This is a genomic window from Pseudoclavibacter sp. 8L (assembly GCF_902506465.1).
In the GTDB taxonomy this organism is placed as follows: domain Bacteria; phylum Actinomycetota; class Actinomycetes; order Actinomycetales; family Microbacteriaceae; genus Pseudoclavibacter.
Map to the genome: position 1 here is coordinate 606,681 of NZ_LR733185.1, position 17,540 is coordinate 624,220.

Consider the following 17,540-nt stretch of genomic DNA (forward strand, 5'->3'; position numbering starts at 1 on the left):
CCTTGCGAGTGCAGCATGTTGGGTTCAGAAGTCCTGCAGTTCCGCGGGATTCCGCGGCAGGACCTTCGTCAACCTACCAAAACCAGGGCCTCTCGCTTGCAGATTCGCCTGACACGCCGCGTCTTGCCACGGAATTCACCGGTTCGTGGCTGTTCTGGACCGGATCGATGCCCGTATCGGCGCTTGATCAGTCCAAGCGGTGGCGTCGCCCCAGCAGCGACGGGACCCGCTCAGCGCCGCTTGATCTCCGGGAAGTCGTCGTCGCGCCACTCCTCGGCGAGGCGAGTGCCATCGGCCTCGATCTCGCGATTGCGGAGTTCGACGCGACGGATCTTGCCGGACGCCGTCTTCGGCAGCTCGAAGAACTCGAGACGCCGAACCCGCATGTACGGCGGCATGACCGCGCGGGCATGCCGGAGCACCTCGAGCGCCGTCTGCCGATTCGATTCCCAGCCCGCCGCGAGCGTCACGTACGCCTTCGTGATGTTGAGCTTCGTCGCGTCCGGCGCCCCGACGACGCCCGCCTCCGCGACGGCATCGTGCTCAAGGAGGAGGCTCTCCACCTCGAACGGCGACACCTTGAAATCGGACGACTTGAACACGTCGTCGGTGCGCCCGACGAAGGTGATGCATCCGTTCTCGTCGCGCACCGCGACGTCGCCGGTGTGGAAGAAACCGTCGCGCACCGCATTGTCGGTCGCCGCGGGTGAGCCGAGGTATTCGGTCATGAGGTTCACGGGGCGCTCACCGCGCATGTCGAGGCAGATCTCCCCCTCGTCGCCTTCGACGCCCGTCACGGGGTCGAGGAGCACCACGTTCATGCCAGGCAGCGGATGCCCCATGGCACCCGGCTTGATGACACCGCCCGGCGCATTCGCAATGAGGGCGGTCGTCTCGGTCTGGCCGTAGCCGTCGCGGATCTCCAGCCCCCACCAGGCGTGGATGCGCGCGATGACCTCGGGGTTCAGCGGCTCGCCGGCCGAGAGCAGCTCGCGCATCGCCCGCGGCTTCTCCGACCTGCCGTGCTGCACCAGGATGCGCCACACCGTCGGCGGAGCGCAGAACGAGGTCGCGCCCGCCTTGTCGAGCTGCTTGAGCAGAAGGGCCGCGTCGAAGCGCTGGTAGTTGACGACGAAGACGGTCGCCTCTGCGTTCCAGGGCGCGAAGAAGCTGCTCCACGCGTGCTTGCCCCAGCCTGCCGCACTGATCGCGAGGTGCACTCCGCCCGGCTCGACCCCGATCCAGTACATCGTCGAGAGGTGTCCGACGGGGTACGAGCGGTGGGAGTGGACCACGATCTTAGGGTGGCTCGTCGTGCCGGAGGTGAAGTAGATGAGCGCGGCGTCGTCGCTTGCCGTCCGCTTCTCGATCGGCGCATCCGACACGTCGTAGATGTCGTTGAAGTCGAGCCACGCCTCCCGCGCGGCCCCTTCGAGGCCAGCACCAACCTGCGCGATGCGGTAGCTCCCGAGGACGTTGTCGAACTTCACCGCGTCTGCCTCCTCGGCGATGACGAGCCGCACCCTGGCACGTTCGACGCGGTCGTCGAGGTCGTGCGGGCCGAGCACCACGGACGTGGGGAGGATGACGGCGCCGAGCTTGAGCGCGCCGAGCATCGCCTCCCAGAGTTCGCGTCGATTGCCGAGCATGAGCATGACGACGTCACCGCGGCGGATGCCCTGCCCCTCGAGCCAGTTCGCGACCCGGTTGGATCGCCGGCGCAGCTCGTCGAAGCTGTACTTCGCCTCGCTGCCGTCATCTTCCACGATCCAGAGCGCGGTGCGGTCGTTGCCCTCGGCGATCTGGTCGAACCAGTCGAGCGCCCAGTTGAAGCTGTCCCCGACATCGGGCCATTCGAATTCCCGGACCGCGCGCCCAGCGTCTGTGCGGAGGGCGAGCAGCTGGTCACGTGCGCTGCGGAAGGCGTCTGCGCCTCGAACATCTGACATGCGTGCCATTCTCACGCACCCCGCCGACAAAGACCTTCGCTGCGCTAGGGCAGTTTCCGCCCATCCAGGTGCCCAAGACGGGACAAAACTGCCCCATTCGCGGGCGGGAGGGCGCGGGAGGCGCGAGAGCGGCAGGTATAGGGCAGTTTCCACCCATACAGGCACCCGAAACGGGAGGAAATCGCCCCATTCGCGAGCGCGATGAGGCGGGAGGCGCGGCGCGGGGAGGCGCGACGGGACGGCGCGGGGATAGGGCAGTTTCCACCCATCCACGTGCCCAAGACGGGAGGAAAGTGCCCTATTCGCGAGCGGGATGAGACGGGAGGCGGGCGGCGCGGCAGGCGCGGCCGCGGGCGCGGGCGGCGCTCAGCGCGGCGGAAGGTAGTCGAGCAGCTCGCCCGGCTTGCACTCGAGGACCGCGCAGAGCCTCGCGAGCGTCTCGAAGCGCACAGCCTTGGCGCGGTTGTTCTTGAGCACCGACAGATTGACCACGCTGATCCCCACGCGCTCCGAGAGCTCCACGAGCGTGATCCCGCGCTTGGCCATGATCTCGCCGAGGTGGCACACGATGTAACTCGGCTCCTCGAGGGGGTCCGGCACCATCAGACGAGCCCTTCCTGATCCTGCTGCAGGCGCGCGCCGCGGCGCATGATGAGGTTCACGACGAGCACGATCACGAGGATGAGCAGGAACGTCCACGTCTGGTCGAGGACCGTCGGCTCCGGCGCATCCCGTCCGTCCCAGCCGAGCTTCGCGATCGTCCAGTTCGTACCGAGAAGCTCGAAGAATCCAGGCGCGGCGAGGGCAGCGATGACGAGTCCTGACGACCAGTCGAGGAGGCGGATGCTCTTGCCCCCGAAGAAGTCGCCCCTCGCGAGGTTCCTGGCGAAGAGGAGGAGCATCCACACGGCGGCAAGGCTCAGGAGCGCACCGACAACCTGGCCGATGAGGAGCAGCACGAGGGCGCCGGCGGGGATGAGGTCGCTCGCGACGAGGATCGTCGAGGCCCCGTCGAGCGGGACGTCGGCGCCGACGGGAGTGGGGAGCGAGACAGCCGCCCCCTCGAACGATGCGTTGACACGCACCTGGCCGTCGACGAGGAAGCCGATGACATTCTCGAGCGGCTTGAGGACGACGAGTCCGGCTGCGACGATGCCGAGCGGCCACAGGTAGCCGAGTTCCTTCGCTTCGCGGTCCGAGCCTGTCGTGTTCTGTCGTGCGTTCATGATCTTCCTCCATATCGTTTCTCGATATGCGTAACGATAAACGATATGCCGGGATGCGCAACCCCGGACTCGCAGCTCGTTTCGGGATGCCCTTCACGCCTCGGGATGCCTTGCAACCCACCCGGAGGCACGCAAGCCATCCCGAGAGCGCGCTGGGGGGCTGAGTGAGCCCGACAGGGAACGCGAGGGAGCGCAAGTGGCGGGAGAGGGCCCGAGAGTTGCCCAGGATGCGAGACCCCCTGGGCGCGAGACCCAAGGACGCGACCGGGCCGCCGTTCCGCACCCCAGCACGCACGCACCCCCGCCGTTCCGCGCCCAAGCACGCAAAACAAGCACGCACGAAACTCCAGCGACCCAACGCCCCAACACCCCAACACGCACGAAACCCCCGAGCGGAGACGCTCGGGGGTTTCGGAAAGCACTACGCCATTGCTGGCGGGCCGGTGGTTACCAGCTCGACTTCGTGATTCCTGGCAGCTCGCCACGGTGTGCCATGTCGCGGAAGCGGACACGCGAGATGCCGAACTTCGAGACGTGGCCGCGGGGGCGTCCGTCGATGCTGTCGCGGTTGCGAACGCGGACCGGCGAAGCGTTGCGGGGAAGCTTCTGGAGGCCGACGCGAGCTGCCTCGCGCGACTCGTCGGTGCCGTTCGGGTCGACAAGAGCCTTCTTCAGCTCTGCGCGGCGTTCCGCGTAGCGCTCGACGATGACCTTGCGCTGCTCGTTCTTGGCGATCTTGCTCTTCTTGGCCATGTTTAGCGCTCCTCTCGGAATTCGACGTGCTTGCGGATGACCGGGTCGTACTTCTTCAGCACGAGGCGGTCAGGCGTGTTGCGACGGTTCTTCTTCGTCACGTAGGTGTAGCCCGTTCCAGCGGTGGAGCGGAGCTTGATGATCGGACGTACGTCCTGGCTCTTCTTCGCCATTAGAACTTGACTCCCTTCGCACGAAGCTCAGCGACGACGGACTCGATGCCGCGTGCGTCGATGACCTTGATGCCCTTAGCCGAAAGCGTCAGCGTGATCGTGCGCTTCATGGAAGGCACGAAGTACTTCTTCTTCTGGATGTTCGGGTCGAACCGACGGTTGGTCCGTCGGTGCGAGTGCGAGATGTTGTGACCGAATCCGGGAACCGCCCCGGTCACCTGGCACACTGCTGCCATTGTTTCCTCCGTAGATACCGCGGGAACCAGAAGGCCCCGCCCAAGATCTCTTGTCTGCGTCGATGGCGGTTGCACACCAACACGGTCGCGCCAGAGGGGAACCCCGGCGCACCAAGGGTCGAGCTTAGGCGACACGCCCGGGGAAGCGCAAGCCTGCATCGGGAGACGCGCCGCGACGGGATGAAAGACTCGAGCATGGTCTCCTCCCCCGGCTTCTCCCCTCCCTGCGGTCCGATCTCCGGCTGGACGCAGGACTGGCCCGGTGGCCGTCAGATCGTGCGGGCCTCGGGCATCCCGTATGCCAGGGCCGACAGATTCGAGGCCCCTCGAGCAGAGCCCGACCACGGCGAGACCTTCGCGGCGACGAGCTGGTCGCCCGCATGCCCGCAGGCGCCCATGCCCGTGCTCGAGGAGGTACTCGGGAGCGGCATCGACGAGCTCGGCGTCGACGAGGACTGCCAGCGGCTGTCGATCACCCTGCCCGATGATGTGAGGCCCGGGGAGCAGCTGCCCGTCATGGTGTGGATCCATGGCGGCTCCTACGTCTCTGCCGCCGGTGACGCTGCGGCGATGGACCCGGCACCGATCGTCGCCGAACAGCGTGTGGTCGCCGTCAACGTGACGTTCCGACTCGGCCTGTTCGGGTTCCTCGGGGGAACGGATGCACGCCCCGCGAACCTGGGACTGCTCGACATCCTCGAGGCGTTCCGCTGGGTGCAGCGCAACATCGCGGCGTTCGGCGGCGATCCGCGGCAGGTGACCGCCTACGGGCAGTCGGCTGGCGCGCATGCGATCGCGCAGCTGATGGCGCTGCCGGAGGCGCCGAGCCTGTTCCGGCGGGCCATCATCCAGAGCGCGCCCCTCAACGTGGCGGGCGGGCGTGAGGAGATGCAGGGCAGGATGCTCGACGCGACGAGAGAGCTCACGGCAGCGAGTCCCGTGCGCGAGGTGGTGCGCGCGCACGCAGACGCGTTGCGCGCCTCGTCCGCGTACGGATTGCAGGGCGCGATGTCGTTCAGCCCGCAGTACGGCGAGGATCCGCTGCCCGACGATGCCGGCGTGCTCGCCGGGCGCGACGCGAACGCTCCGGCGATCGATCTGCTCATCGGCTTCACCTCGGAGGAGGCGCTCCTCTTCGTGCCGCGCATCCCGGCCACCAAGCGCCTGAGCGAGCTGCCGATCGTCGGGAAGCCGCTCACGAGGGCCGTCGTCGGTGCGCTGACGTGGCTCGTCTACCGGCGCGACGCGGCGACGTTCGCGAAGCGGCACGTGCGCGCCGGCGGCCGTGCGTCGACGTACGTCGTGAGCTGGAAGGCGCCGCACAACGTGTGGGGCGCCTGCCACATGATCGAGCTCCCGCTGCTCTTCGGCAGCGAGAAGACGTGGCATCGGGCGCCGCTCGTGCGCGGCGCGAGCTGGGCGGAGATCGATCGCGAGGGCAGGCGGCTGCGCGCCGTCTGGGGCGACTTCGCCCGCGGAACCCTGCCGAGCGGCACCGACAGTATTCCCGGGGTCGCGACGTTCCGGCGGCTCGCGACCCACAAGCGCTGAGCGCAGCCCGCGGGTCGCGCACCGCTACGAGAGGAACGCCAGGGCCACGGGGGCGATCACGAGCGCTGGCAGCAGGTCCCCGACGGGGATGGGCTTCAGGGGGACCAGGCGGACGCCGAGCGCGATCAGGATGAGGCCGCCCACCGCCGACAGCCCGTCGATCTGGGCGTCGCTGAAGACGTCGCCGGCGAGGAACCCCACAAGAGTGAACGCGCCCTGCAGGATCGCGACCGGGATGGCAGCGAAGAGCACGCCCTTCCCGAAGGTCGAGGCGAAGGCCATCGCAGCGAAGCCGTCGAGCACGGCCTTGACGTAGAGCTGGTCGGCGCCGAGCCCCAGACCGTCGGAGATGGATCCGAGGATGGAGAGCGGTCCGACGCAGAAGAGCAGCGTCGCGGTCACCATCCCGTCGACGAACCGACCGTCGCCGTTCGCGTCCGAGGTGAGGCGGCGTCGCACCCAGCCGGCGACGCCTTCGAGCCGGTCCTCGATGCGCAGCCAGGAGCCGAGGAGCGCGCCGAACACGAGCGACAGCAGGATGACGATCATCGCGAACGGACCAGCTGCGTCCGCGAGCGCCTGAGAGCCCATGTCGGCGACGCTCATCCCTCCGAGGACGATCACGAACAGCCCGAGGACGGCGGTGACGGTCGCCTTCGTCCGGTCCTTGAGGCGGTCGCCGAGGAGGATGCCGAGCAAGCCGCCGACGAGAATGAGTGCGACGTTCAAGAGCGTCCCGGACCCGATGATCACGGTCCGATTATCGCGCCTCCGACCAGGCTCCGTCGCAAGCGTCTCATGCCCCGCCTACTCGCCGACCTCCGCCACCGAGAACAGGTAGTAGCTGTGGCCGGGCGCCGAGACCTCGACGACCCTCCCTCCCGGGATCTCGCGGGGCTCGCCCGTCGCGACGGCCGGGTGGTCCGCGCGCCACGCATCCACGTCGTCGACGAAGTACATGGGGCCCGCTGCACCCCAACCGGGCTCGTCGTCGAGCATCAGCTCGATCTCGAGCTCCGGCATCTGCAGCGACACCGTGTGCTCGCCCTCACGCCAGGCCTCCTCCCACCCGAGGTCGAGGTAGTGCTGCACGGCCGCTTCGAGGTCGTCGACGGGCTGGAACTGGAACGTCAGGATCACGGTGCTCTCCCCGGTGGGCGTGCTGGCTCGTTGCTCCGAATGTAGCCGTCGATGCGCGCAGGGCGCCATGCGCCGATTCCGAATCGTGATGCTCGCGACGAGCGTCGATACGGTTCCGTGACCGGATGCGTGCCGTCGGGTTCGTAGGGTCGGTGCATGCCTTCTCGCCGTCTCACTCCAGCGACGATCGTCTGCGCCGCGCTCGCGGTGCTGCTCGTCGGATGCGCGCCCACTGACTCCCCGAGCGTCGTGGGTTCCGCATCCGCGCCGGCACAGACCGCGAGCGCTGGCGTCGGATCAGCACCCTCGGAGACGGCCCCCTCCCAGGCGTCGCTCGAGGGCATCTCGATGCAGGAGATGACCCACCAGCCGGTGTCCGTGCAGATGACGCAGTGCCTCACGCAGCACGCGAAGTGGATCGACCTTCCCGCGGGCACGACGTCGTCTGACCTGTACACGCGCATCTCGGCGTATGAGCAGGAGCTGCTCTTCCTCCTCCCCGATGCGGTCGGCGGCTTCGACAACGTGGACGTCGCGGCCGACCCCAGCCCGCGCGGCACGGTCACGGTCTTCGTCGTCGGGTCCGCGGAGGCCGGCGACGAGGCAGCCGCCGCATGGACGGCGCTGCGCGATGCATCACCAGAGGTGGAGGCCGCCGCGGCCGGCATCGAAGCGGAGGGCGCATCCTTCGCACCAGAGCTCGTCGAGTACTCCTACGCGGAGCTCTGCACGTCGAACCTGGCGATCCTGTCCGTCTGGATGGAGAACGACAAGGGGCTCGTCTCCGCTCGCATGGACGTGGAGCTGAATCGCAACATCCTCGGCATCGAGCCTCAGCTCTTCTCGGACGAGTACCGGCAGCAGTTGCTTGCCCTCGGGCCTGCTGGCATCTACGAGTTCGAAGAGGTTCGGTAGTCGCGAGCCGGCGGCTGCCGAGCAACGTAGGCGCGGCAGTCCTCCGCCGTCGCCGGGCCGAAGACGCGGACCCACCCGGCGGGGGCCTGGGCGAAGTCCGGCCACAGCGAATGCTGCCGGTGCTCGTTCCTGACCACGAACACCTGCTCGCCAGAGTCCTCCCAGGCGCTCACCACGCGCTGAGGGTGGTGCGGTTGTCGTGGACGTCGCATCTGTCGTGCATTCCGGACCTCGGTTCAGCGTTCTGTAGGACTCCGAGAAGGAGCGTGGCGCTGTGCCGCTGCGGGGGCTGGGCATGGGAGCGCGACCGTACGCCCGGAGCCAATGAGTGGCGTGTGAAGTAGGCAGGCGGCCTGCCGATCGCAGCAACCAGCACCCCCAACCGCGCGCTCCCAAGCAGCACCCCGCCGCTGCGCCTACTGTGTCCCGCATGACTGCGACCACGCACGAGGGTGTCCTCTTCGGGAATCGCTTCGCGCGCGAGCTCCCCGAGCTCGCCGTGCTGTGGCAGGCCGAACCAGCCCCCGCGCCGCGATTGCTGCTCCTCAACGAGGACCTCGCCGGGGAGCTCGGCTTCGAGCCGGCGTTCCTCCGCTCGGAGGACGGCGTCGCGATCCTGCTCGGCACCTCCGTTCCCGAAGGGGCCACCCCGGTCGCGCAGGCCTACGCGGGCCACCAGTTCGGGCAGTACTCGCCGCGTCTCGGCGACGGCCGTGCGCTGCTCCTGGGAGAGGTGACGAATGTGCGCGGACAGCTGCACGACATCCACCTCAAGGGCTCCGGCCGCACGCCGTTCTCTCGCGGCGGCGACGGGCGCGCCGTGCTCGGACCCATGCTGCGCGAGTTCATCGTGAGCGAGGCGATGCACGCCCTCGGCATCCCGACGACCCGCGCGCTCGCGGTGATCGCTACGGGGCGCCACGTCCAGCGCGACGACATCGAGCCCGGCGCGGTGCTCACGAGGGTCGCGAGCAGCCACCTGCGCGTCGGCTCGTTCCAGTACGCGCGGGCCACCGACGACCTGGAGCTGCTCCGTCGCCTCGCCGACCACGCCATCGCCCGACACTTCCCTTCCGCGGCGGGCGCCGAGGCCCCGTACCTCGAGTTCTTCGAGCAGGTGGTGGCAGCGCAGGCGAAGCTCGTCGCGCAGTGGATGCTCGTCGGCTTCGTGCACGGGGTCATGAACACGGACAACATGACGATCTCGGGCGAGACGATCGACTACGGCCCGTGCGCGTTCATCGACGCCTTTGATCCCGAGGCAGTCTTCAGCTCCATCGATCACCGCGGGCGGTACGCCTTCCGGAACCAGCCGCCGGCCGCTGCCTGGAACCTCGCGAGATTCGCGGAGGCCCTCCTGCCGCTCTTCGCCGAGGATGAGGCCGAGGCCATCGCTCTCGCTGAGCGCAGCGTGTCGGCGTTCGGCCCTGCCTACGAGGATGCCTGGAATGCAGGGATGCGGCGCAAGCTCGGCCTGGACGACGAGGTCGACTCGGAGGCGAGTGATCGTCTCGTCGCCGAGCTGCTCGCGCTGCTCCAGAAGAGCGGGGCCGACTACACCTCCACCTTCCGGGCACTCAGCGCGTACGCGCGCGGCGACCGCGCGCCCGCCCTCGCCGCGTTCGGTGAGGCTGCCCCCTCGTTCCGCACCTGGGCTCAGGCCTGGCTCGCGCTCGCGCCGAACGCGGGCGCGATGGACGAGGTCAACCCCGTTTACATCCCCCGCAATCATCTTGTCGAGGAGGCCCTCGCCGCCGCAGACGCCGACGACCTCCAGCCGCTCGCCGATCTCCTCGAGGTCGTGACCAGTCCCTATGACATTCGAACGGGCCGCGAACGCTATGCGGCCGGGGCGCCGGCGGACTTCGGTGCCTACCGGACCTTCTGCGGCACCTGAGTCGCGCTGCCCGAGTTCAACCGAACGGCCGATCCGCATGTCGGTGGTGGTTCCTAGACTCGCTGCATGACCGTTCCGCTGCCGAAAGCTCCGCCCCTCGTGGACGAGCTGGCCCTCGACGGCGTGGAGACGGCTGGTGGGCTGACGCAGAGCGACCTGCGTTCGGCTGAAGCTCTGGTGGAGAACCGACGCTGGAAGCCGTGGATGCGCGCGGTGACCATCTCGCTCGGCTCGTTCCTCGGCGGGGCGCTCCTGTTCGTGATCACGCTCGCGGTCCAGGTGGAGGATCCCGCAACAGACTCGGATTCTGGTGCGTTCCTCGGGTTCATGATCGTCAACGTGGTCGTCGGCCTCGCGGCCTGCATCGCCATCGGCCCGGTTCGCGGGTCGCGCGCCGGAAACCTGTGGATCGTCGCCGTCGGCATGGCGAGCTCGCTCGCTTTCGCGGCCTGGCTCGTCGCCGTCATGCGCCTCGGAGCCAGGCGTTCGCTGCCCATGGATGTCTCGGTCGTCGCGATCGTCGTGGTCGGCGGAATCCTGTGGGACTGGTTCGAATCGAGCATCACCGGCCGCGCGCCCATGGACGCGCCGATCTTCTACATCATCGTCGTCGCACTCTCGACGATCATCGCCCTGCTCTTCGGCCGGTCCCGGGGCACGCGGGCCGCGCTCATCACGTCCCTTCGGGCCCAGGCCGCGTCGGCTGAGCGCGAACGCGCAGCCCTGGCGCAGAGCCGCGCCTCCGACATCGAGCGGGCACGCGCCGAGGAGCGCGCCGCCATCGCACGCGACATGCACGACTCCATCTCCCACGACCTCGCGGTCGTCGCCACGCAGGCCGGGGCGCTCGCCTACCGAAGCGATCTGTCACCCGAGCTGGTCAGGGAGACGGCCGCCACGGTTCGCGAGTCCGCTGCGCGAGCGAACACGCAACTCCGGGAGGTGCTGCAGGGCATGCGCGAGCCGAGCGAGACCGGACGAGGCGACACGCCACTTCCCGACCTGGACGCGCTTGCGTCTCTCCTCGTCGACGGCATCCCCGCGCACGCGCCGCCTCAGATGACCTGGCTCACGATTGGGCCCGGAGACCTCTCGAAGCTCTCCGGGGAGCGCATCCGCGCCCTCCACCGCACGCTCTCCGAACTGTTCGTCAACGCTGGGAAGCACGCGCCGGGAGCAGAGGTGCGGGTCGAACTCGCCGGCAGCGACACCGAGATGGCCATCTCGGTCGCGAACGCCGTGCAGCAGGGGCAGGCTCCCGCGCCGGGGACCGGCTACGGACTCCTCGGTGCTCGAGAGCGCATCCTCCTCGTCGGCGGCACGCTCGAGGCGGGCGCTCGCGCAGACAACGATTTCGTGGTGGAGGTGAGGCTCCCGTGGTGAATCCCGGCGGCATCCGCGTGCTCATCGTCGACGACGAGGCGGGCATCCGTCTCGGCCTGCGCCTGCTCATCGATGGGGCAGAGGGCATTCGTGTCGTCGGCGAGGGCACCAACGGCGAAGAGGCGCTTGCGCTCGCCGCCGAACAGCACCCCGACGTGATCCTTATGGACGTTCGCATGCCCGGGCTCACCGGCATCGACGCCGTCGAGCGACTCACCGCCTCCGGTTCGAGGGCGAAGGTCGTCATGCTCACGGCGTTCGACACGGAGGAGTTCCTGCTGGATGCGCTCCGGGCAGGAGCGGTCTCCTTCCTGCTGAAGGACGCCCCACCGGAGGACATCGTCGGGGCGGTGCTCGACGCCGCGCAGGGCAAGGCCGTGTTCTCGCCGAGCGCCCTCGACCGGCTTGTACGCGCGGCCGCGAGCGGCTCGAAGGACAGCGCTCGCCACGGCGACAAGGGCGGCGGCGGTCAGCGACCGGCGCGTGACGCGTGGGGCGACGAGCTCCTCGCGACCGTCACGAGCCGAGAACGGGAGATCGCCCGCTACGTCGCGCAGGGCATGACCAACGCGGAGATCGCTGCCGCGCTCTACGTCAGCCAGGCAACGGTCAAGACGCACCTCGCGAGCCTGTTCTCAAAGCTCCACGTCACCAACCGCGTCCAGCTCGCACTGCTCACCCTGGAGTGGGACGCGGCCGGTCGCGTCTGAGTGGCCGGAAGGACTGAGCGGCCGATAGGCTGCGGCTGACCGTCGTCTGAGTGGCCGGAAGGACTGTGACGGCTGTCCGAGCGCTCCCTGCGTGTACTCTGGGCGGCACCACGGAGATCAAGGGGAGCGCTGTCATGCCGAACATCCCTTCTGCCGACCGCGAGGGCCAGGACGACGACCCGACCCCCGCCCCGCCGACCGAACAGAGTCCGGCGCTGCTGCTGAGCACCGTGCTGACCGAGTACGCCGATGCACGGTCCGCGTCCCAGAACGACGCGCGTCGCTCGCTCGGCATCGGCGAGATGGATGCGCGCGCCCTCGCGTACCTCAAGGAGAATCCGGGGGCCAGGCCCAGCGCCCTTCGCGCGCACCTCGGGCTCACGTCCGCCGGCGTCTCCACCCTGTGCGACCGACTCATCGAGCGGGGCACGATCCACCGCGACACCGACCCGAGCGACCGCCGCGCGAGCCTGCTGACCGTCATGGTCGACCTGGCCGCGGAGCCGTGGAATCGCCTCGGCGAATTCGACCGTGGAATCGCCTCGGCCATCGCGGCCGAGGCCGAGCCCGAGACGCTCCTGCGCCTGGCGCAGCTGCTGACGCACGCGCTCCGAGTGAGCAGCGCGTCGCGCGCAGACGCCGCGCCTCACCCCAGCTAGGAGCTCGCCTCAGCCGACACCGGTGGGCGATCGTTCTGCGAGTGGCGTGCGGCAACCAGCACGATCGACTTCGCTTGCAGGAAGGTGCAGAGCGCCGAGACGACCGCGAGCTCCTGCGAGAGCGTCTGCACGTCGGCTGCCGACAGGTGCAGCGTGTGCTCGCGCGGTTCCATCGTGACCGACCAGTGCGGGCTCTCGAGCGTGCCCGGCTGCACGTACACGTCACTGGGCACGTGCGTCAGCTGCACCCGGACAAGGCCGGTGTCGTGCCCTTCGTCGCCGTCCTGCAGGATGACGTTGACGACCCCAGGTTCGACGTAGCCGAGCCCCTCGAACTCGCGGGCCCATGACTCGAGCACTTCCTTGCTGCGATAGGGCATCCTGAACCTCCGACCCGGGGTGATCACTTCCGCACCCAGCATCCCCCATCCTCAGCGGCTCCAACGCCTGCCCGGCCGCCCCTGGAGGAGGCTGGCACACTTTGCCGAGTCGGGGTGCCTCGACGGCACAGACTGCTCGATCCGCCGCCCGTATCGCCTAGGTTGGTCGGGTGTCAGACGAAGAAACCGCCCAGCCGGCGCAGCATCCCTCGCATCGCCCGATCTTCTCGTTCTCGCGACGCAGCGGCCGCCTCACCGACGGCCAGCAGACGTCGTGGGAGTCGCTCGGCCCGAAGTACCTCGTCGAGGTCGAGCGCGCGGAGCTGGACTTCTCCGTGAGCCCCACGTTCCGGGTCGACCCGGCCGAGTTGTTCGGTCGGGATGCGCCGCTTGTCGTCGAGATCGGCTCGGGCACCGGTGAGGCGGTCGTGGCGGCCGCCGCCGCGCATCCGGAATGGAACTTCCTGGCGGTCGAGGTGTTCGTCGCGGGTCTCGCGCGCACCCTCCGACGGGTCGAGGACGCGGGGCTCTCGAACGTTCGACTCGTCGAGGCGAACGCCGTGGAGGTGCTCGAGCACATGCTTCCCGCCGGCAGTGTCGAGGAGCTGTGGATCTTCTTCCCCGACCCGTGGCACAAGGCGAAGCACACGAAGCGTCGGCTGGTGCGCGATGGCTTCGGCACCGTCGCAGCGAACTCCCTCCGCACCGGCGGCCGCATGCGGCTCGCGACGGACTGGGAGGACTACGCCTTCCAGATGCGCGAGGTACTGGATGCGGCCCCCGAGTTCACGAGCGAGCACCCGGGCGGCTGGGCCCCGCGCTTCGAGGGCAGGACCCTCACGGTGTTCGAGCGGAAGGCAGAGAAGGCCGGGAGGCGCATCCACGACCTCAGCTACGTGACGGCGGGCTAGCTTCTGCCGGCGACGACTCCTCGTCTTCTCGCTTCCCAGATCCGAGCCGGAGCGTCGCGGCGAGGCCGAGGGCCAGGAACGCGGCGGCGGTGAACGCTGACGCGCGGGTGCCGTCGGAGAGCGCGGCCTTCGCGTCGTCGGCGAAGTCGGCCGTGGCGGGGTTCTCGCCGAGGCCCGCGATCGCGCCGCCTGCCGAGTCGACGACCGCCGAGACCACTTGATCTCGCTGATCGGCGGGCACCTGGGCGTCGTCGAGCGAAGCGCCGAGGGAGGCGCCGGTCGTGGTGAACAGGATGGTGCCCAGGATGGCGACGCCGAGCGCCGAACCCACCTGCCGAGACGTGGACTGCGTGCCGGATCCCTGCCCCGAGAGCTCGACGGGCACATCCTGGAGCACGACACCTGTCAGCTGCGCCGTGGCGAGCCCGACGCCGAAGCCGTAGACGAACAGGGCCGGGATGAGCCAGCCCCACTGCGCATCCGGGGCGATGATGAACCCCGCCCAGGCGATGCCGATGATCTCCGCGAGGATGCCGACGCGCACGATGACCACTGCGCTGACCTTGCCGCTGCTCGCCCCCGCGAAGCCGCTCGCGACGAACGAGCCCGCCGCGAGCGCCAAGAGCACGAACCCGGTCTGCAGCGCATCGAAGCCGAGCACGAACTGCAGCCACAGCGGCAGCGACAGGATGATGCCGAACTCCCCCAGGGCGACGACAAGCGCCGCCACGTTGCCGTTGCGGAACGATGAGATGCGGAACAGCGAGAACTCGAGGAGCGTCGACTCGCCCCGACGGGAACGGGACACACCCCGAACGATGAAGAGGGCGAGCGCCACGGCCGAGATGGCGAAGGCGAGCGGCACCGGCGAGATGGGGAGGGGCCACTCGAACGAACCGATCGTGAACGACTCGTTGACCGCCCACCAGCCGTAGGTGCGCCCCTCGATGAGCCCGAAGACGAGCGCCCCGAACGTGACCACTGAGAGGGCCGCGCCGACAAGGTCGAGGCGCTTCTGCGTCGGCTCCCGCGACTCGTTCACGAAGAGCAGGACACCGACGACGATAATGATGCCGAGTGGCACGTTGATGCCGAACGCCCACCGCCACGAGAACGCTGTCGTGAGCCAACCACCGAGCAGCGGGCCGACGGCCGCCATGCCGCCGATGGTCGAACCCCAGACGGCGAATGCGATGCCCCGCTCCCGGCCGCGGAAGGTCGCGTTGATGATCGACAGCGTGGTCGGCAGGATCATGGCACCGCCCACCCCCTGCACGAGGCGGGCGAGGATCAGCAGCCCGCCGGTCGGAGCGAGCGCGGCGGCCACCGAGGCGAGCGCGAAGATCACGACCCCGATCAGCATCAGCCGCCGACGCCCGACGCGGTCGGCGAGGCTGCCGAACAGGAGCAGCAGCGACGCGAACACCAGCGTGTACGCCTCCTGCACCCACTGGACCTCGGTCGACGTGATGCCGAGCTCCGTCACGATCGACGGCACGGCGACGTTCACGATCGTCGAGTCGACGATGATGAGCGCGACCGCGACGCTGATGAAGACCAGACCAACCCACCGACGACGCGCTGACTCCGCCATGATGCTCACTTCTTCTGCTGTGGAACGAGGAGGACGAGGTGAGACTACGCCCGCGATTCTGGAATTTTGCTCAATTGTTTAACTACTTTCGGGGCGGAGATGAATCAGGTGATGATGCCGTCTCATTCCCTCCCTGACCGTTCATGACATCCTCCGGCGCACCATTTGTTGCGTGTCACGAAGCGTCACACCCTGGCCAGACCGATGGTCCAGGCGTAGCCTCGCTCAGTTCGCGAGAAATCTCGCGAAATGAGAAATCGCATCGGGAGATCTTCCATGTCGGCCAACACCCCAGGCACCCCCACCTCCGAGGTGGCATCCAACGCCACCGGAGCAGAGGCCACGCCGCGCCCCAAGAGCCGCGCGCGCAAGCTCCTCACCTCATTCGGATTCCAGATCCTCGCCGCCCTCGTTCTGGGTGTTGTCCTCGGACTCGTCGCCCGCAACCTCGGCGACGACGCTGAAGGCAACCCGAACGGACTCGCGGCGACGCTCGACACCATCGGCAGCTCGTACGTCACGATCCTGACGGCCGCCGTCGTCCCGCTCATCCTGACCGCCGTCATCTCGAGCATCGCGCAGCTGCGCCTCGTGACGAACGCGGCGAGGCTCGCGGGCCAGACGCTGCTCTGGTTCGGCATCACGGCCCTCATCGCCGTGACGATCGGCATCACCCTCGGCGTCACCATCCAGCCGGGCAACCGCGTCGACCAGTCGCAGCTCGAGACCGGCGAGCCCTCCTCCGTCGGTACCTGGTGGAACTTCCTCACCGGCCTCGTGCCGCAGAACTTCCTCGGCATGGGCGTGCGCTCGCGCGTCGACGCCGAGACGGGCGACGTGAATTCGACGATCGCGTTCAACGTGCTGCAGGTCATCGTCATCGCCGTCGTCATCGGCATCGCGGCCCTCCGCCTCGGCAAGCGCGCCGAGCCGTTCCTTGAGTTCACGGCCTCTGCCCTCGCGGTCATCCAGAAGGTCCTGTGGTGGATCATCCGCATCGCCCCGCTCGGCACGCTCGGACTCATCGCGAGCGCCGTCGTCGACTACGGCTGGGAGAAGCTCACGAGCCTCGCCTGGTTCGCGATCGCCATCTACGTCGGCCTCGCCCTCGTGCTGTTCGTCGTGTACCCGATCCTCGTGAAGGCGCACGGCCTCTCGGTCGGCCGCTTCTTCTCCGGCGTGTGGCCGGCAGTGCAGCTCGCATTCGTGAGCCGCTCTTCCATCGGCACGCTCCCCCTCACGCAGCGCGTCACCGAGCGCAACCTCGGCGTACCCCGCGAGTACGCGTCGTTCGCCGTGCCGTTCGGTGCGACCACGAAGATGGACGGATGCGCCGCGATCTACCCGGCCATCGCGGCGATCTTCGTCGCGCAGTTCTTCGGCATCGAGCTGTCGATCATGCAGTACGTCCTCATCGTGATCGTCTCCGTCGTCGGTTCGGCCGCGACGGCTGGCACGACGGGCGCGACGGTCATGCTCACCCTCACCCTGTCGACGCTCGGCCTGCCCCTCGAGGGCGTCGGCCTGCTCCTCGCCATCGACCCGATCCTCGACATGGGCCGCACCGCGACCAACGTCGCCGGCCAGGCGCTGGTTCCGATGATCGTCGCGAAGCGCGAGGGCATCCTCAACGAGAAGCTCTACAACGCGCCCCGCGGCGACGTCGCCTTCTCCGACGAGAGCGACGAGGAAGTGGAGGAGACCATCAAGCGCTCCACCGCCTCGACGACCAACCGCGAGCAGGACGAGTTCGAAGGCGCGACGCTCCAGGACGCGGAACGTCGCAGCTAGCAGCACGGCAGCGATCAGCGGGCGCTTGCCCTCGGAACCCCCAGCGGGCATCCGGGAGCGGGCGCCCGTTCTGCGTCTGCGACGACTGGCCGCGCCACCCAGGCCGCCATCCAGGCCGCCTGCCCGCGCCACCGCGGCCGCCGAGAGCGGACTTGTGGTCGTTTCCAACGAGTTTTGACGACCACAACTCAGCTCCCGGCCGCGGCGCTCGCATCGAGGGCCGGGATGAGGTCGGGCCGGGATGCGCGGGCTCGGGATGCGCGGGGCGGGGA

General features: G+C 68.7%; 19 protein-coding genes. 8 read left to right on the plus strand and 11 right to left on the minus strand.

From position 1 onward, the window contains the following. Window positions 1-230 precede the first annotated feature (230 nt). The 6 genes from GV007_RS02865 to rpmB form a co-directional block, all read right to left on the minus strand. Window positions 231-1,949, minus strand: a complete 1,719-nt coding sequence (locus GV007_RS02865) for an AMP-binding protein (RefSeq protein ID WP_160070912.1) — start codon at window positions 1,947-1,949, stop codon at window positions 231-233. A 366-nt stretch (window positions 1,950-2,315) separates the two neighbouring features. Continuing rightward, entirely contained in the window at window positions 2,316-2,552 is a 237-nt protein-coding gene (locus GV007_RS02870; protein WP_160070913.1) for a helix-turn-helix domain-containing protein, read from the minus strand. After that, window positions 2,552-3,175: a DUF2975 domain-containing protein gene (locus tag GV007_RS02875; protein ID WP_160070914.1), complete on the minus strand. Its 624-nt coding sequence runs from the start codon at window positions 3,173-3,175 to the stop codon at window positions 2,552-2,554. The genes GV007_RS02870 and GV007_RS02875 overlap by 1 nt, the downstream gene beginning before the upstream one ends. Before the next feature lie 447 nt (window positions 3,176-3,622). Then, a complete protein-coding gene (gene rpsN, locus GV007_RS02880; RefSeq protein WP_068483923.1) occupies window positions 3,623-3,928 on the minus strand; it encodes a 30S ribosomal protein S14 in 306 nt (101 codons plus the stop codon). 2 nt (window positions 3,929-3,930) lie between these two features. Next, window positions 3,931-4,101 (minus strand): 50S ribosomal protein L33, encoded by a 171-nt coding sequence (gene rpmG, locus GV007_RS02885; protein ID WP_068483925.1) that lies wholly within the window; start codon window positions 4,099-4,101, stop codon window positions 3,931-3,933. Continuing rightward, the gene (gene rpmB / locus GV007_RS02890; protein WP_068483927.1) at window positions 4,101-4,337 is read right to left on the minus strand and encodes a 50S ribosomal protein L28; all 237 of its coding nucleotides are present in this window, start codon (window positions 4,335-4,337) and stop codon (window positions 4,101-4,103) included. Before rpmB ends, rpmG begins: the two co-directional genes overlap by 1 nt. A 195-nt stretch (window positions 4,338-4,532) precedes the next feature. On the opposite strand from rpmB, the gene GV007_RS02895 reads away from it, so the two are divergent. Then, on the plus strand, window positions 4,533-5,888 hold the full coding sequence (locus tag GV007_RS02895) for a carboxylesterase family protein (RefSeq protein WP_160070915.1): 1,356 nt from the start codon (window positions 4,533-4,535) through the stop codon (window positions 5,886-5,888). A 24-nt stretch (window positions 5,889-5,912) separates the two neighbouring features. Here GV007_RS02895 and GV007_RS02900 read toward each other — a convergent pair whose 3' ends face one another. Further along, window positions 5,913-6,641 carry a DUF554 domain-containing protein gene (locus tag GV007_RS02900; protein WP_160070916.1) on the minus strand — a complete coding sequence of 243 codons (729 nt, stop codon included), beginning with the start codon at window positions 6,639-6,641 and terminating at the stop codon, window positions 5,913-5,915. Window positions 6,642-6,695: 54 nt separating this feature from the next. Further along, window positions 6,696-7,028, minus strand: a complete 333-nt coding sequence (locus GV007_RS02905; RefSeq protein ID WP_160070917.1) for a VOC family protein — start codon at window positions 7,026-7,028, stop codon at window positions 6,696-6,698. A 156-nt stretch (window positions 7,029-7,184) separates the two neighbouring features. Between GV007_RS02905 and GV007_RS02910 the strand changes: the two genes are divergently transcribed. After that, window positions 7,185-7,943: a hypothetical protein gene (locus tag GV007_RS02910; protein WP_160070918.1), complete on the plus strand. Its 759-nt coding sequence runs from the start codon at window positions 7,185-7,187 to the stop codon at window positions 7,941-7,943. On the opposite strand, the gene GV007_RS02915 is transcribed toward GV007_RS02910, so the two are convergent. Next, window positions 7,919-8,119 (minus strand): MbtH family NRPS accessory protein, encoded by a 201-nt coding sequence (locus GV007_RS02915; RefSeq protein WP_236558272.1) that lies wholly within the window; start codon window positions 8,117-8,119, stop codon window positions 7,919-7,921. The two genes, GV007_RS02910 and GV007_RS02915, sit on opposite strands and share 25 nt — an antisense overlap. Window positions 8,120-8,373: 254 nt before the next feature. Between GV007_RS02915 and GV007_RS02920 the strand changes: the two genes are divergently transcribed. The 4 genes from GV007_RS02920 (at window position 8,374) to GV007_RS02935 (ending at window position 12,592) form a co-directional block, all read left to right on the plus strand. After that, a complete protein-coding gene (locus GV007_RS02920) occupies window positions 8,374-9,840 on the plus strand; it encodes a protein adenylyltransferase SelO (protein WP_160070920.1) in 1,467 nt (488 codons plus the stop codon). 66 nt (window positions 9,841-9,906) lie between these two features. Then, on the plus strand, window positions 9,907-11,223 hold the full coding sequence (locus GV007_RS02925; RefSeq protein ID WP_160070921.1) for a sensor histidine kinase: 1,317 nt from the start codon (window positions 9,907-9,909) through the stop codon (window positions 11,221-11,223). Beyond that, complete coding sequence (locus GV007_RS02930; RefSeq protein WP_201297546.1) at window positions 11,217-11,933, plus strand: response regulator; 717 nt, start codon at window positions 11,217-11,219, stop codon at window positions 11,931-11,933. The genes GV007_RS02925 and GV007_RS02930 overlap by 7 nt, the downstream gene beginning before the upstream one ends. Before the next feature lie 134 nt (window positions 11,934-12,067). After that, entirely contained in the window at window positions 12,068-12,592 is a 525-nt protein-coding gene (locus tag GV007_RS02935; RefSeq protein ID WP_160070922.1) for a MarR family winged helix-turn-helix transcriptional regulator, read from the plus strand. Here GV007_RS02935 and GV007_RS02940 read toward each other — a convergent pair. Beyond that, window positions 12,589-12,972 carry a hypothetical protein gene (locus tag GV007_RS02940; protein ID WP_194677617.1) on the minus strand — a complete coding sequence of 128 codons (384 nt, stop codon included), beginning with the start codon at window positions 12,970-12,972 and terminating at the stop codon, window positions 12,589-12,591. The genes GV007_RS02935 and GV007_RS02940 overlap by 4 nt on opposite strands. A 170-nt stretch (window positions 12,973-13,142) precedes the next feature. Between GV007_RS02940 and trmB the strand changes: the two genes are divergently transcribed. After that, a complete protein-coding gene (gene trmB, locus GV007_RS02945; RefSeq protein WP_160070923.1) occupies window positions 13,143-13,883 on the plus strand; it encodes a tRNA (guanosine(46)-N7)-methyltransferase TrmB in 741 nt (246 codons plus the stop codon). On the opposite strand, the gene GV007_RS02950 is transcribed toward trmB, so the two are convergent. Next, window positions 13,861-15,477, minus strand: a complete 1,617-nt coding sequence (locus GV007_RS02950) for a DHA2 family efflux MFS transporter permease subunit (protein ID WP_160070924.1) — start codon at window positions 15,475-15,477, stop codon at window positions 13,861-13,863. The genes trmB and GV007_RS02950 overlap by 23 nt on opposite strands. 276 nt (window positions 15,478-15,753) lie before the next feature. Between GV007_RS02950 and GV007_RS02955 the strand changes: the two genes are divergently transcribed. Next, on the plus strand, window positions 15,754-17,268 hold the full coding sequence (locus GV007_RS02955) for a dicarboxylate/amino acid:cation symporter (RefSeq protein ID WP_201297548.1): 1,515 nt from the start codon (window positions 15,754-15,756) through the stop codon (window positions 17,266-17,268). Window positions 17,269-17,540: the final 272 nt, after the last annotated feature.

Bases quoted from the DNA above. Each gene is read 5' to 3' on its own strand.
- GV007_RS02865 (WP_160070912.1), bottom strand. From the start codon at position 1,949: ATGTCAGATGTTCGAGGCGCAGACGCCTTCCGCAGCGCACGTGACCAG.
- GV007_RS02870 (WP_160070913.1), bottom strand. From the start codon at position 2,552: ATGGTGCCGGACCCCCTCGAGGAGCCGAGTTACATCGTGTGCCACCTC.
- GV007_RS02875 (WP_160070914.1), bottom strand. From the start codon at position 3,175: ATGAACGCACGACAGAACACGACAGGCTCGGACCGCGAAGCGAAGGAA.
- rpsN (WP_068483923.1), bottom strand. From the start codon at position 3,928: ATGGCCAAGAAGAGCAAGATCGCCAAGAACGAGCAGCGCAAGGTCATC.
- rpmG (WP_068483925.1), bottom strand. From the start codon at position 4,101: ATGGCGAAGAAGAGCCAGGACGTACGTCCGATCATCAAGCTCCGCTCC.
- rpmB (WP_068483927.1), bottom strand. From the start codon at position 4,337: ATGGCAGCAGTGTGCCAGGTGACCGGGGCGGTTCCCGGATTCGGTCAC.
- GV007_RS02895 (WP_160070915.1), top strand. From the start codon at position 4,533: ATGGTCTCCTCCCCCGGCTTCTCCCCTCCCTGCGGTCCGATCTCCGGC.
- GV007_RS02910 (WP_160070918.1), top strand. From the start codon at position 7,185: ATGCCTTCTCGCCGTCTCACTCCAGCGACGATCGTCTGCGCCGCGCTC.
- GV007_RS02920 (WP_160070920.1), top strand. From the start codon at position 8,374: ATGACTGCGACCACGCACGAGGGTGTCCTCTTCGGGAATCGCTTCGCG.
- GV007_RS02925 (WP_160070921.1), top strand. From the start codon at position 9,907: ATGACCGTTCCGCTGCCGAAAGCTCCGCCCCTCGTGGACGAGCTGGCC.
- GV007_RS02935 (WP_160070922.1), top strand. From the start codon at position 12,068: ATGCCGAACATCCCTTCTGCCGACCGCGAGGGCCAGGACGACGACCCG.
- GV007_RS02940 (WP_194677617.1), bottom strand. From the start codon at position 12,972: ATGCCCTATCGCAGCAAGGAAGTGCTCGAGTCATGGGCCCGCGAGTTC.
- GV007_RS02950 (WP_160070924.1), bottom strand. From the start codon at position 15,477: ATGGCGGAGTCAGCGCGTCGTCGGTGGGTTGGTCTGGTCTTCATCAGC.
- GV007_RS02955 (WP_201297548.1), top strand. From the start codon at position 15,754: ATGTCGGCCAACACCCCAGGCACCCCCACCTCCGAGGTGGCATCCAAC.